The sequence below is a fragment of the Pseudomonas sp. MWU12-2319 genome (assembly GCF_023242525.1).
GTDB classification, from domain to species: domain Bacteria; phylum Pseudomonadota; class Gammaproteobacteria; order Pseudomonadales; family Pseudomonadaceae; genus Aquipseudomonas; species Aquipseudomonas gingeri_D.
This window is the reverse complement of sequence record NZ_JALJES010000021.1, coordinates 46,079-60,214: the sequence shown is the minus strand read 5'-3', so window position 1 is coordinate 60,214 and position 14,136 is coordinate 46,079. Positions and strand designations below refer to the sequence as shown.

General features: G+C 62.9%; 14 protein-coding genes. 11 read left to right on the top strand and 3 right to left on the bottom strand.

Going from position 1 to position 14,136, the window contains the following annotated elements:
* Positions 1-17 precede the first annotated feature (17 nt).
* From M5C01_RS27500 to M5C01_RS27485, 4 genes are all read left to right on the top strand, one after another.
* Complete coding sequence (locus tag M5C01_RS27500; protein WP_103495832.1) at positions 18-815, top strand: hydroxymethylpyrimidine/phosphomethylpyrimidine kinase; 798 nt, start codon at positions 18-20, stop codon at positions 813-815.
* 35 nt (positions 816-850) lie between these two features.
* Complete coding sequence (gene thiE / locus M5C01_RS27495) at positions 851-1,474, top strand: thiamine phosphate synthase (RefSeq protein WP_103495831.1); 624 nt, start codon at positions 851-853, stop codon at positions 1,472-1,474.
* Between the two features lie 17 nt (positions 1,475-1,491).
* Positions 1,492-2,775 (top strand): glutamate-1-semialdehyde 2,1-aminomutase, encoded by a 1,284-nt coding sequence (hemL, locus tag M5C01_RS27490; protein ID WP_103495830.1) that lies wholly within the window; start codon positions 1,492-1,494, stop codon positions 2,773-2,775.
* Between the two features lie 225 nt (positions 2,776-3,000).
* A complete protein-coding gene (locus tag M5C01_RS27485) occupies positions 3,001-3,549 on the top strand; it encodes an SEL1-like repeat protein (RefSeq protein WP_103495829.1) in 549 nt (182 codons plus the stop codon).
* Positions 3,550-3,552: 3 nt separating this feature from the next.
* On the opposite strand, the gene M5C01_RS27480 is transcribed toward M5C01_RS27485, so the two are convergent.
* A complete protein-coding gene (locus tag M5C01_RS27480) occupies positions 3,553-3,879 on the bottom strand; it encodes a DUF1820 family protein (protein WP_103495828.1) in 327 nt (108 codons plus the stop codon).
* A gap of 133 nt (positions 3,880-4,012) precedes the next feature.
* Here M5C01_RS27480 and miaB point away from each other — a divergent pair, with 133 nt between their 5' ends.
* The 5 genes from miaB (at position 4,013) to lnt (ending at position 9,273) form a co-directional block, all read left to right on the top strand.
* Positions 4,013-5,338: a tRNA (N6-isopentenyl adenosine(37)-C2)-methylthiotransferase MiaB gene (miaB, locus tag M5C01_RS27475; RefSeq protein ID WP_152741745.1), complete on the top strand. Its 1,326-nt coding sequence runs from the start codon at positions 4,013-4,015 to the stop codon at positions 5,336-5,338.
* Between the two features lie 76 nt (positions 5,339-5,414).
* Complete coding sequence (locus tag M5C01_RS27470) at positions 5,415-6,416, top strand: PhoH family protein (RefSeq protein ID WP_152741744.1); 1,002 nt, start codon at positions 5,415-5,417, stop codon at positions 6,414-6,416.
* On the top strand, positions 6,409-6,867 hold the full coding sequence (gene ybeY / locus M5C01_RS27465; RefSeq protein WP_103495825.1) for an rRNA maturation RNase YbeY: 459 nt from the start codon (positions 6,409-6,411) through the stop codon (positions 6,865-6,867). The genes M5C01_RS27470 and ybeY overlap by 8 nt, the downstream gene beginning before the upstream one ends.
* A gap of 34 nt (positions 6,868-6,901) precedes the next feature.
* Entirely contained in the window at positions 6,902-7,741 is an 840-nt protein-coding gene (locus tag M5C01_RS27460) for an HlyC/CorC family transporter (RefSeq protein WP_103495824.1), read from the top strand.
* An 8-nt stretch (positions 7,742-7,749) separates the two neighbouring features.
* Positions 7,750-9,273: an apolipoprotein N-acyltransferase gene (gene lnt, locus M5C01_RS27455; protein ID WP_103495823.1), complete on the top strand. Its 1,524-nt coding sequence runs from the start codon at positions 7,750-7,752 to the stop codon at positions 9,271-9,273.
* Positions 9,274-9,399: 126 nt separating this feature from the next.
* Here lnt and M5C01_RS27450 read toward each other — a convergent pair whose 3' ends face one another.
* Positions 9,400-10,161, bottom strand: coding sequence for a YdcF family protein (locus tag M5C01_RS27450; RefSeq protein WP_152741743.1), 762 nt, complete (start codon positions 10,159-10,161; stop codon positions 9,400-9,402).
* A 121-nt stretch (positions 10,162-10,282) separates the two neighbouring features.
* Positions 10,283-10,600 (bottom strand): hypothetical protein, encoded by a 318-nt coding sequence (locus M5C01_RS27445; protein ID WP_152741742.1) that lies wholly within the window; start codon positions 10,598-10,600, stop codon positions 10,283-10,285.
* Positions 10,601-10,823: 223 nt separating this feature from the next.
* Between M5C01_RS27445 and leuS the strand changes: the two genes are divergently transcribed.
* Both leuS and lptE read left to right on the top strand, forming a co-directional pair.
* On the top strand, positions 10,824-13,430 hold the full coding sequence (leuS, locus tag M5C01_RS27440; protein ID WP_152741741.1) for a leucine--tRNA ligase: 2,607 nt from the start codon (positions 10,824-10,826) through the stop codon (positions 13,428-13,430).
* An 88-nt stretch (positions 13,431-13,518) separates the two neighbouring features.
* Positions 13,519-14,124, top strand: a complete 606-nt coding sequence (gene lptE, locus M5C01_RS27435; RefSeq protein ID WP_152741740.1) for an LPS assembly lipoprotein LptE — start codon at positions 13,519-13,521, stop codon at positions 14,122-14,124.
* The last annotated feature ends 12 nt before the right edge of the window (positions 14,125-14,136 follow it).

Here is a 14,136-nt window from a genome sequence, read left to right as displayed (position 1 = left end):
TGGTAAGCTCGCGCTCCATGAATACCTACAGCTCCCGCCCCGTTGTCCTCTGTCTCTCCGGCCACGATCCCAGTGGCGGTGCCGGCCTCCAGGCAGATATAGAAGCCCTGCTCGCCCAGGGTTGCCATGCCGCTCCCGCGGTCACCGCGCTGACCGTGCAAGACACGGTCAATGTCAGTGACTTCCGCGTGCTCGATCGTGAGTGGGTGTTGGCCCAGGCCAATGCCGTACTCAACGACTCGACCGTGGCGGCCGTCAAGCTGGGCATGCTCGGCTCCCTGGAAATGGTCGACACCGTGGTCGAACTGCTCCTGGCGCACCCGCACCTGCCGCTGGTCTGCGACCCGGTGCTGCGCGCCGGCGGCGGCGGCCGCCTGGGCAAGGACGAAGTCGGCTATGCCATGCGCGAACGCCTGCTGCCCTTGGCGACCATTGCCACCCCCAACCTCCCGGAAGCCCGCATCCTCGCCGAATTGCCCGAGGGCAGCGCCGACGAATGCGCGGAAAAACTCCTGCCGTTCTGCCAACACCTGCTGATCACCGGCGGACATGGCGATGAAGACGAAATCCACAACCGCCTGTATAGCCGCGACGGCACCCGCCAGACCTTCAAGTGCCAACGCCTGCCCGGCAGCTACCACGGCTCCGGCTGCACCCTGGCGAGCACCCTGGCCGGACGCCTGGCCCTGGGCGAAGGCCTGGTCAGCGCCGTACAGACCGCGCTGAACTACACCTGGCGGACCTTGCGTGATGCCGAGCAACTGGGCAAAGGCCAGTTCGTGCCCCGACGCCTGCCCCTGGATTTCTGCTCGTAACTTTCAGCGCTACCCAACACCCCGAGGCTGACCCGATGAAACTACGCGGCCTGTATGCCATCACCGATAGCCAGTTGCTGGCCGGCAAGTTCCTGTCTTATGTCGAGGCGGCGCTGGAGGGCGGCGTGACCTTGCTGCAATACCGCGACAAAAGCACCGATGAGGCCCGCCGCCTGCGGGAGGCCGAGGCCCTGCGGGTGCTCTGCGAACGCTACAAGACCCGCCTGATCATCAACGACGACGCCGAACTGGCGGCGCGGCTGGGGGTCGGCGTGCACCTGGGGCAGACCGACGGCCCGCTGACGCCGGCCCGCGCGCTGCTCGGTAGCCGGGCCATTATCGGCTCCACCTGCCACGCGCAGCTTGAGCTCGCCGAACAGGCGGCCCGGGAAGGCGCCAGCTATGTCGCTTTCGGGCGCTTCTTCAATTCCACGACCAAGCCCGGTGCACCGGCCGCCGACGTCGCGCTGCTGGAGCGCGCCCGCCCGCGACTGCAACTGCCGATCGCGGTGATCGGCGGCATCACCCTGGACAACGCCGCCCCGCTGGTGGCCCACGGCGCCGACCTGCTGGCGGTGATCCATGGCCTGTTCGGTGCCGACAGCACCCGGGAAGTGACCCGCCGCGCCCAAGCCTTCAATGCCCTCTTCACTTCATGACTCCTGAGAGCCTGCCCATGTCTCGTTCCGAAACCCTGTTTGCCAGTGCCCAGAAACACATCCCCGGCGGCGTCAACTCGCCGGTTCGCGCGTTCAAGAGCGTTGGCGGCACCCCGCTGTTCTTCAAGCACGCCGAAGGCGCTTATGTCACCGACGAAGACGACAAGCGTTATGTCGACTACGTCGGTTCCTGGGGCCCGATGATCCTCGGCCACAGCCACCCGGATGTGCTCGATGCCGTGCGCAAGCAGCTGGAACACGGCTTGTCCTACGGCGCGCCGACCGCCATGGAAACCGAGATGGCCGACCTGGTCTGCGCGATCGTGCCGTCGATGGAAATGGTCCGCATGGTCAGCTCCGGCACCGAGGCGACCATGAGCGCCATCCGCCTGGCCCGTGGTTTCACCGGCCGTGACAGCATCATCAAGTTCGAAGGCTGCTACCACGGCCACTCCGACAGCCTGCTGGTCAAGGCCGGCTCCGGCGCCCTGACCCAGGGCGTGCCGAGCTCGGCCGGTGTCCCGGCGGACTTCGCCAAACACACCCTGACCCTGCCATTCAACGACATCAATGCCGTCGAGAAGATGCTCGGCGAAGTCGGCCAGCAAGTCGCCTGCATCATCGTCGAGCCCGTGGCCGGCAATATGAACTGCGTGCCGCCGGCGCCAGGTTTCCTCGAAGGCCTGCGGACCCTGTGCGACCAGCACGGCGTGGTGCTGATTTTCGACGAAGTGATGACCGGTTTCCGCGTTGCCCTCGGCGGCGCCCAGGCCCATTACGGCGTCAAGCCGGACCTGAGCACCTTCGGCAAGATCATCGGCGGCGGCATGCCGGTGGGCTGCTTCGGCGGCAAGCGCGAGATCATGTCCTGCATCGCCCCGCTGGGCCCGGTCTACCAGGCCGGGACCTTGTCGGGTAACCCGCTGGCCATGGCCGCCGGCCTGACCACCCTGCGCCTGATCAGCCGCCCGGGCTTCCACGCCGAACTGAGCGACTACACCAGCCGCCTGCTCCAAGGCCTGCAGGAACGCGCCGACGCGGCCGGCATCCCGTTCGTGACCACCCAGGCCGGCGGCATGTTCGGCCTGTACTTCAGCGGTGCCGACGACATCGTCACCTTCGACGACGTGATGTCCAGTGACGCCGAGCGCTTCAAGCGTTTCTTCCACCTGATGCTCGACGGCGGCGTGTACCTGGCGCCCAGTGCCTTCGAAGCCGGCTTCACCTCCATCGCCCATGGCGAAACAGAGTTGAAGCTGACGTTGGATGCGGCTGAAAAGGCTTTTGCCGCACTGAAGTAACCGATGTCCCCGACGTCGGTTTCAGCCGACGTCGGTTTTCCCGCTTAAACTTCCCCTGTTTCCTACCGTCCTCTGTGCAGATACTTGCAAAACAAGGCCATATAGCGCCCGTGCAGCAGAAAAACGAGTAAAGACTTTGTAAGGTGGCCCCCGCTTATTTCATAATGCGCGCCATAGTCATCCCCTGGCCGGGTCCGCCCGCCCTTCAGAGGTACGTCGATTCCCATGAACCGCACCGGCCGCGCCCTTGCCTTGGGCTGCCTGTTGCTCCTTCAGCCGCTGCTGGCCTATGCAGGCGGTAACTCGTTGTTGATCCCGGCGATGGGCCGTTGCACCCTCAACTCCCAGCCACAGGACCTCGCCGAGGCCCTGGCCGCCTGCGAAGAAGCGGCAAAGGGCGGCGATGCCCAGGCACAATACGAGTTGGGCGCGTTCTATCACGACGAGAAAAACCCGCAACACGACCTCAACAAGGCCCTGAGTCATTTCGAACAGGCGTCCCTGCAAGGTCACGCCCAGGCGCAATACCAGCTCGGCATCATGTTCTACAAGGGTGAGGGTGTGCCGGCCAACAACGTCCAGGCCTATATCGTGCTGAAGATGGCGGCGGTCAACGGCGCAGAGGATGCGCTGGACACGGCGGATGAGGTCGCGGCGCAGATGCCCCGTGACCAGTTGGAGATGGCGACCCAGGTGCTGGGGCAGATTTTCCGCAAGTACCTGCTGGAATTGCAGACGGCTGACGGCCGTACACCGTTCTCGCCGCTGCCCTGAGCCTTATTTGTCGGGCATCGGCATCGGGAATGGCATCACGTTGCTCATCCCCCTCGCCTCGCTGATCTTCGGCGTACCCAGGCGCTCGACCTCGTCGATGCGCACGATCGAATGCATCGGCACGAAACTGCGCACCACGCCTTCGAACTGGGCCTTGAGCTTTTCCTCGCCGGGATCGACCACCAGTTGCGTGCGCTCGCCAAAGACAAATTCTTCGACTTCCAGGAAGCCCCACAGATCGCTCTGATAGATCTGCTTGGCGTACATTTCGAACACCTGGCCCTGGTTGAGGAAAATCACCTTGTAGATGGGGGCTTCACGTTTGGTCATGGTGGGCGGGCAACACATCGGGGGATAAAAAAGAGGGCGCGAACTATAGCATAGCCGCCGAACGCACAGCGCTAGGAAGCAAGCGCGATGACCACTATAATGCGCGGTTCTTTGAACCACCTGATGAAACTCCATGGCCAAGAAGCTTTACATCGAAACCCACGGTTGCCAGATGAACGAGTACGACAGCTCGCGCATGGTCGATCTGCTGGGCGAACACCAGGCCCTGGAAGTCACCGCCCGCGCCGAAGACGCGGACGTCATCCTGCTCAACACCTGCTCGATCCGCGAGCGTGCCCAGGACCGGGTCTACTCCCAGCTGGGCCGCTGGCGCGAACTGAAACTGGCGAACCCGGAGATGGTGATCGCCGTCGGTGGCTGCGTCGCCAGCCAGGAAGGCGCCGCCATTCGCGACCGCGCGCCCTATGTCGATGTGGTCTTCGGCCCCCAGACCCTGCACCGTCTGCCGGAAATGATCGACGCCGCGCGCCTGACCAGGCTGCCGCAGGTGGATGTGTCGTTCCCGGAAATCGAAAAGTTCGACCACCTGCCCGAACCGCGCATCGACGGCCCGAGCGCCTATGTCTCGGTGATGGAAGGCTGCAGCAAGTACTGCACCTTCTGCGTGGTGCCCTACACCCGTGGCGAAGAAGTCAGCCGGCCGTTCGACGACGTGATCGCCGAGATCATCCACCTGGCAGAACACGGCGTGCGCGAAGTGACCCTGCTGGGACAGAACGTCAACGGCTATCGCGGCACCACCCATGACGGCCGCCTGGCGGACCTGGCGGAGCTGATCCGCGTGGTCGCCGCCGTCGACGGTATCGAGCGGATCCGCTACACCACCTCGCACCCGCTGGAGTTCTCCGACAGCCTGATCCAGGCCCACGCCGAGGTTCCGCAGTTGGTCAAGCACCTGCACCTGCCGGTGCAGTCGGGCTCGGACCGGATTCTTTCGGCGATGAAACGCAACCACACGGCGCTGGAATACAAGTCCAAGCTGCGCAAATTGCGCGCCGCCGTGCCGGGCATCTGCATCAGCTCGGACTTTATCGTCGGCTTCCCCGGCGAAACCGAGAAAGACTTCCAGCAGACCATGAAACTGATCGAAGACGTCGGTTTCGACTTCTCCTATTCGTTCGTCTACAGCCAGCGCCCCGGTACGCCTGCGGCGGATTTGCCGGACGAAACCTCGGAAGCGGTGAAGAAAGAGCGCCTCAACGCCCTGCAACATCGCCTGAACCAGCAGGGATTCGAGATCAGCCGACAAATGGTCGGTACGATCCAGCGCATCCTGGTGACCGATTATTCGAAGAAAGACCCCGGAGAATTGCAGGGCCGCACCGAGAATAACCGTATCGTCAACTTCCGCTGCGACAATCCCCAGCAGATCGGGCAGTTTATCGACGTGCACATCGACGCGGCACAACCCCATTCACTGCGCGGCTCGATGCTGTAATGAGAGCTTTCACCCCCGGGCTGCTAGCGTTATCCTTGATTTCATCTCAATTGCCGTCGGGCGGCTAAAAACGACCTTGAACGCACCCATCGAACCTCATCGTTTCATCCTCGAGCCTTTCGAGGCTCGCCGCTTCGCCAATCTGTGCGGGCAGTTCGACGAGCATTTGCGCTTGATCGAACAACGCCTGGCCATCGAGATCCGCAATCGCGGCAATCAGTTCGAACTGATCGGCGAACCCAAGCTCACCTCCTCCGCGGAAAACCTGCTGCGCCGCCTGTACCGGGAAACCAAGGGTACCGAGCTGTCGCCGGACATGGTCCACCTGTTCCTGCAGGAATCGGGCGACGAAGACCTGCGCAACAACCCGGTGGCCGAAGCCAGCGTGGCCCTGCGCACCAAGAAAGGCATGATTCGCCCCCGCGGCCTGAATCAGCAGCTCTACGTGAAGGAAATCCTCGGCAACGACATCAACTTCGGCATAGGCCCGGCCGGTACCGGCAAGACCTACCTGGCCGTGGCCTGCGCCGTGGATGCCCTGGAGCGCGAGCAGATACGCCGCATCCTGCTGGTGCGCCCGGCGGTCGAAGCCGGTGAAAAACTCGGCTTCCTGCCCGGCGACCTGGCCCAGAAGATCGACCCGTACCTGCGCCCGCTCTACGACGCCCTGTATGAAATGCTCGGCTTCGAATACGTGGCCAAGCTGATCGAACGCCAGGTTATCGAGGTCGCGCCGCTGGCCTACATGCGCGGCCGGACCCTGAACAACAGCTTTATCATCCTCGACGAAAGCCAGAACACTACCGTCGAACAGATGAAAATGTTCCTGACCCGTATCGGCTTCGGCTCCACGGCGGTGATCACCGGCGACATCACCCAGGTCGACCTGCCCAAGGGCACGAAATCCGGGCTGGCCCACGTGATCAAGGTCCTCAAGGACGTACCGGGCATCAGCTTCACCCATTTCATGCCCAAGGACGTGGTCCGCCACCCGTTGGTGCAGCGGATTGTCGAAGCCTACGAGCGCTTTGAAAACAGTGCCGAAGCAGACACCCAGGGTGCCCGCCGCGATGCTTGAGCTTGATCTGCAACGGGCCTCTGACGCCCCCGCTCCGACCGACGCCGAGTTTCGCCGCTGGTGCGAACTGGCCCTGCGCCAGCGCACGGCCGACTCCGAGCTGACCATCCGCCTGGTGGATGAAGCCGAAGGCCGCGAGCTCAACCACACCTGGCGGCACAAGGACTACGCGACCAACGTGCTGTCCTTCCCCGCCGACGTGCCGGACGAATTGCTGGATATCCCGCTGCTGGGCGACCTGGTGATCTGCATTCCGGTGGTCGCGCGTGAAGCCGGCGAACAAGGCAAGGCACTGGAGGCCCATTGGGCCCATCTGGTCATTCACGGCTGTCTGCATCTATTGGGCTACGACCACATAGATGACGAGGAAGCCGAGGAAATGGAAGCACTGGAACGAACGTTGCTTGCCGAATTGGGTCATCCCGACCCCTATATCGACGATGAACACTGATCACTCCACCACCAAGGGATACGAGTAAATCGCTATGAGCGAAGATCGATCGAGCAACGGGCAGAAGTCCTGGCTGGGTAAACTGACCCAGGCTTTTGCCCATGAGCCGAAAAACCGCCAGGAGCTGCTGGAACTCCTGCGCGAAGCCCACCAGAACAAATTGCTGGACAGCGAAGCGCTGGCCATCGTCGAAGGCGCCATCCAGGTCGCAGACCTGCAGGTCCGGGACATCATGGTCCCGCGCTCGCAGATGATCAGCATCAAGGCGACCCAGACACCCCGCGAATTCCTCCCGTCGGTCATCAACGCCGCGCACTCACGCTACCCGGTGATCGGCGAAAGCCATGACGATGTCATGGGTGTGTTGCTGGCCAAGGACCTGTTGCCGCTGGTGCTGCAGGAAAACGGCGACGCCTTCAACATCAGGGACCTGCTGCGCCCGGCGACCTTCGTCCCCGAGTCCAAGCGCCTGAACGTGCTGTTGCGCGAGTTCCGCGCCAACCATAATCACATGGCCATCGTCATCGACGAGTACGGCGGCGTGGCGGGCCTGGTGACCATCGAGGACGTGCTGGAACAGATCGTCGGCGATATCGAGGACGAGCACGATGTCGAGGAAGACAGCTACATCAAGCCCCTGCCCAGTGGCGACTTCCTGATCAAGGCGCTGACGCCGATCGAGAACTTCAACGAGTTCTTCGACAGCGAATTCTCCGATGATGAGTTCGACACCGTTGGCGGCCTGGTGATGAGTGCGTTCGGGCACCTGCCCAAGCGTAATGAAATCACCGAAATCGGCGCGTATCGTTTCCGCATCCTGAATGCCGACAGCCGTCGCATCCACCTGATCCGCCTGACCCCCATTAGCCGCTAAGGATTCACATGCTGCGCTTAACCCGCCCCGGCTGGCCCGGTAATCTGCTGGCCGTGGTGGCCGGCGCACTGACCACCCTGGCCCTGGCGCCGTACGATATCTGGCCCTTGGCGTTGCTGGCGGTGGGCGTCTTCTACGCCGGCCTGCGCGAGCTGTCGCCGCGCCAGGCACTGGGGCGCGGCTGGTGCTTCGGGTTCGGCCTGTTCGGCGCCGGTACCAGCTGGATCTACGTGAGTATCCATACCTACGGCGATGCTTCGGTGTTGCTGGCGGGTTTCCTGATGCTCGCGTTCACAGCGGCCATCGCCTGGTTCTTTGCCCTGCCCGCCTGGCTCTGGGCACGCTGGATACGCCGCAACGAAGCGCCGCTGGCCGATGCCCTGGCCTTCGCCGCCTTGTGGGTGGGCCAGGAAGCCTTTCGCGGCTGGTTCCTGACCGGCTTCCCCTGGCTTTATTCCGGCTACAGCCAGCTCGACGGCCCACTGGCGGGGCTCGCGCCGCTGGGTGGCATCTGGTTGATCTCCTTTGCCCTGGCCCTGACCGCGGCGCTGCTATACAACGCCCGCCGACTGCTCCAGGCCGGACGCATGGGCTTTATCGCCGTGGGTGTGGTGCTGCTGCTCGGTCCCTGGGTGGCGGGGATCGCGCTCAAGCATCACGCCTGGACCAGCCCGGCGGGCGAACCGCTGACGGTGGCGGCGGTGCAGGGCAATATCGAGCAGAGCATGAAGTGGGATCCTGCACAGGTCGATGCCCAGTTGGCGCTATACCGCGACCTGAGCTTTCGCTCCAAGCGCGTGGACCTGCTGGTCTGGCCGGAAACCGCCGTGCCGATACTGAAGGAGTCGGCCGAGGGTTATCTGGCGATGATGGGCCGCTTCGCCGCGGATCGGCATTCGGCGCTGATCACCGGCGTACCGATCCGCCAGGTGGTGGACAACGAGAAGCGCTACTACAACGGCATCACCGTGACCGGCGAAGGTGATGGCACCTATCTGAAGCAGAAGCTGGTGCCGTTTGGTGAATATGTGCCGCTGCAAGAGCTGCTGCGTGGGTTGATCGACTTCTTCAACCTGCCAATGTCCGACTTCGCCCGTGGCCCGGCTGACCAGCCGCTGTTGCAGGCCAAGGGTTACCAGATCGCCCCGTTCATCTGCTACGAAGTGGTCTACCCGGAGTTCGCCGCCAGCCTGTCGGCGCGCAGCGACCTGCTGCTGACCATCAGCAACGACACCTGGTTCGGCACCTCGATCGGCCCCTTGCAGCATCTGCAAATGGCCCAGATGCGTGCGCTGGAAGCCGGACGCTGGATGATCCGGGCGACCAACAACGGTGTCACCGGCTTGATCAACCCATTTGGCGAGATCACCACGCGCATCCCGCAGTTCGAACAGGGCATCCTGTACGGCGAAGTGGTGCCGATGCACGAGCTGACGCCTTACCTGCAGTGGCGTTCGTGGCCGCTGATCATCCTGTGTGGCTTGCTGTTCGGCTGGGCCTTGCTGGCCAGCCGCATTGCCAAGACGGTCTGAACCCGACCAAACACCGCATAACCTTGTAGGAGCAGGGCTTGCCCGCGAAGGCGGCCTCAAGACCGCTGAAAGCTTCGCGGGCAAGCCCTGCTCCTACAGGTTCGGTGTTTTCTTCAATACTGCGATCTAACGGTAGAACAGTCTGTATCCCACCTGCCCCACCGCTTCATTGATCAACTGCCCACTGCGCCAGATCGCCTTGAACTCCGGCATCCAGCCTCCTGCCGGCCTCGCATTGTCCTGCCCGAAAAAGCCCACCGGCGCCGGCACCACGGTAAAGCCGGCCTTTTCAAAGCTCCACATCGCCCGCGACATATGCGCGGCATGGGTCACCACCACCACGCGCTTGATCCCCAGCGGTGCCAGCAGCTCATAACTGAACTGGGCATTTTCCCAGGTCGTGGTGCTGCGCCCTTCTTGCCAACGCACCGCCACGTCGAAATCACTCTGCATCGACGCCGCCATCAACGCCGCCTCACTCGGCGGCGTACCGTAGTGCAGACCACCACTGGTCAGCACCGGCAACCCCGAAGCCTTCGCCAACCGCGCTGCATAACGCTGGCGCTCCAGACCGATGCCGGTCGGCTGATCGTCGCCCCACGCCGGATCACCGCGCTCACGCCCCGACCCCAACACCACAATGGCATCGGCCCGCTGCGCCAGCCCCGCCCACTCACTGCGCTCAAGCGGCGGCACCGTCTCCAGTGCCCGCGCGCCCCACTCCACCACCACCGGCAGGCTCATCAACCAGAACCCGCCCAGGCCAAGTGCAAAACACACACCCGCCAGGCGCGGCCGAGTGCGTCGAAACCACCAGGCGCACAACAGCAACAGCAACAGAAGGCCGGGAGGCATGAACAATTGTTTAAGGATGTAACGAACAGGCATCGGGCACCTCCAGAAGATGCCCGAAGCCTAAGTGCATCGGGGTCAATCAACAACCTCTGGAACAATGACTTCAAACCGAAGCCAGGTTAGCGACAGACAACAGCACGCCGCCGGGCGAACCTTACTTGACCCCCGCGGACTTGAACTTCGCCGAACCGGGATTGGGCATTTTGTCTTTCAACCAGATGATCTCGGCCGAACGGGGTGGCACCTTGTACTCCAAAACGGAAAACGGCACAGGCACATCCTGCCCACTGAGATCCAGATAGGCCCTGATCAATTCAAACTCGGCATGGCTCAAGCCACGCAACTCCAACTCGGCGGGCCGCTCATCACGCAAGCGCGCCGCCGTACTGGCTGCGTCCAGGGCATGCCCCAGACGGACGATCAAACGTTCGTACAACTCGGGTTTCATGACATATCGCTGCGACTCCACCATCCGCTCACCTCATTGAAGATAAGAATCACTCCCCCTCTTCCAAGCTTAGCGGTGTCCGGCAAACCAGCCGACCGCCGCGACCAACGGCTTGGGCGGTGCAATCAGGGTTTCCCTCGATAGAGCGGCGTCATGTATGCTACGGCGCTTCCTGTAACTCCACTTCCAGCACCGCCTGACGGATGCGTTGAAGAGGATTAGGCCACCCTTTCCAGTACAAGTAGCCATGCACGAACACTATCAGCCCCGTGAAATCGAAAACGCCGCCCAATCGTTCTGGGATGCGCAAAAGTCCTTTGAAGTCAGTGAACAGCCAGGCAAGGAGACGTACTACTGCCTGTCGATGTTCCCTTACCCCAGCGGCAAGCTACACATGGGGCACGTGCGCAACTACACCATTGGTGACGTGATCGCGCGTTATCAGCGCATGCAAGGCAAGAACGTCCTGCAACCCATGGGTTGGGACGCCTTCGGCATGCCGGCGGAAAACGCCGCGATGAAGAACAATGTCGCACCGGCCAAGTGGACCTACGAAAACATCGCCTACATGAAGACCCAGCTGCGCAGCCTGGGCCTGGCGGTGGACTGGTCCCGCGAAGTGACCACCTGCAAGCCGGATTACTACCGTTGGGAACAATGGCTGTTCACCCGCTTGTTCGAAAAAGGCGTGATCTACCGCAAGAACGGTACCGTCAACTGGGACCCGGTGGACCAGACCGTACTGGCCAACGAGCAAGTGATCGACGGCCGCGGCTGGCGTTCCGGCGCGCTGATCGAAAAGCGCGAAATCCCGATGTACTACTTCAAGATCACCGCCTACGCCGATGAGCTGCTGGAAGGCCTCGACGAACTGCCGGGCTGGCCTGAACAGGTCAAGACCATGCAGCGCAACTGGATCGGCAAGTCCCGTGGCATGGAAGTCCAGTTCCCGTACCACGTCGACTCCATCGGCGAAGCCGGCAGCCTGAAAGTCTTCACCACCCGTCCGGACACCCTGATGGGCGCGACCTACGTCGCCGTGGCCGCCGAGCATCCGCTGGCGAGCCTGGCCGCGCGCAACAACCCCGAGCTGCAGGCGTTCATCGCCGAATGCAAGGGCGGCAGCGTCGCCGAAGCCGACGTCGCCACCCAGGAAAAGAAAGGCCTGCCGACCGGCCTGTTCGTCGAGCACCCGCTGACCGGCGAGCAACTGCCGGTGTGGGTCGCCAACTACGTGCTGATGCACTACGGCGACGGTGCGGTCATGGCCGTACCGGCCCACGACGAGCGTGATTTCGAGTTCGCCCACAAATACAACCTGCCGATCAAGTCGGTGGTGCGCACCAGTTCGGGCGATACCAACCCGGCACCGTGGCAAGACGCCTATGGCGAGCACGGCAGCCTGATCAACTCCGGCGAGTTCGACGGCCTGGACTTCGCCGGCGCCTTCGACGCCATGGAAGTCGCGCTGATCAAGAAAAACCTCGGTGCCTCGCGCACCCAGTTCCGCCTGCGCGACTGGGGTATCAGCCGCCAGCGCTACTGGGGCTGCCCGATCCCGATCATCCACTGCGACACCTGCGGTGACGTGCCGGTCCCGGAAGACCAACTGCCGGTCGTACTGCCGGAAGACGTGGTGCCGGACGGCGCCGGTTCGCCACTGGCGCGCATGCCCGAGTTCTACGAGTGCAGCTGCCCGAAATGCGGCGCACCGGCCAAGCGTGAAACCGACACCATGGACACTTTCGTCGAGTCGTCCTGGTACTACGCCCGCTACGCCTCGCCGCACTACGAGGGTGGCCTGGTCGATCCGAAAGCCGCCGACCACTGGCTGCCGGTGGATCAGTACATCGGCGGTATCGAACACGCGATCCTGCACCTGCTCTACGCACGCTTCTTCCACAAGTTGATGCGCGACGAAGGCCTGGTCAGTTCCAACGAGCCGTTCAAGAACCTGTTGACCCAGGGCATGGTGGTCGCCGAGACCTACTACCGTCGCGAAGCCAACGGCGGCTACACCTGGTTCAACCCGGCGGACGTCGAACTCGAGCGCGACAGCAAGGCCAAGATCATTGGCGCCAAGCTGATCAGCGATGGCCTGCCGGTGGAAATCGGCGGCACCGAGAAGATGGCCAAGTCGAAGAACAACGGCGTCGACCCACAATCGATGATCGAACAGTACGGCGCCGACACCTGCCGCCTGTTCATGATGTTCGCCTCGCCGCCCGACATGAGCCTGGAATGGTCCGACTCAGGCGTGGAAGGCTCGCACCGCTTCCTCAAGCGCGTCTGGCGCCTGGCCCAGGCCCATGTGACCCAGGGCCTGCCGGGCAAGCTGGAACTGGCGACACTGAGCGATGAGCAGAAAGTCATTCGTCGCTCGATCCACCTGGCGATCAAGCAAGCCAGCCAGGATGTCGGCCAGCACCACAAATTCAACACCGCCATCGCCCAGGTGATGACGCTGATGAACGTGCTGGAAAAAGCCCCGCAAGGCACCGCGCAGGATCGAGCCCTGGTCCAGGAAGGTCTGGAAACCGTGGCCCTGTTGCTGGCCCCGATCACCCCGCACATCAGCCACGAGCTGTGGAACCGCCTGGGGCACGATGGCGCCATCATCGACGCCAGCTGGCCGGTGCTGGATGACAGCGCGCTGGTCCAGGACAGCCTGCAACTGGTGATCCAGGTCAACGGCAAGCTGCGTGGCCAGATCGACATGCCGGCCAGCGCCAGCCGTGAAGAAATCGAAGCGGCGGCGCGGATCAACGAAAACGTACTGCGCTTCACCGATGGCCTGACGATTCGTAAAGTGATCGTCGTGCCTGGCAAACTGGTCAATATTGTCGCCAGCTGAACAGGATCGGGCGCCTGCTGTTGCGGGCGCCTTGCAAGACTTCCGCGGTCGCACCGTCGACCCACAGGGTTTCAAGGGGAGCAACAAGATGATCAAACGCAATTTGCTGGTAATGGGCCTCGCCGTGTTGCTGAGCGCCTGCGGCTTCCAGCTGCGCGGCACCGGCACCAACCAACTGACCATCAAGGAACTGTCGGTCAGTGCCCGTAACGCCTATGGCGACACGGTCAAGCAGTTGACCCAGGTCCTCGAGCACAGCGGCGTCAAGGTCTACAGCGGCGCGCCTTACAAGCTGGTCCTGACCGACGAGCAGGAAACCCAGCGTGACGCGACCTACTCGGGCTCCGGCCGCAACGCCGAGTACGAGCTCAATACCGCGCTGTACTATGAAATCCGTGGCGACCACGACCTGCAACTGCTGACCGGCAAGCTGCAAATACAGAAGTACTACGTGCACGACGGCAACAACATCACTGCCGGCGACGCCGAGGCGGGTCAGCTGCGCAAGGAAATGCGTCGTGACCTGATTCAACAGATGGTCCTGCGCCTGCAACTGCTGACACCGGAGCAACTGGACGCCCTGCAACAGACCGCCGACAACAAGGCCAAGGCCGATGCCGACGCCCTGGAAGCCGCGCGCAAGTACGAAGCGTCGCAGCCGCAGCAATCGCCGCTGCAACTGCCTAAGCAATAAGCCTGTCGGGGC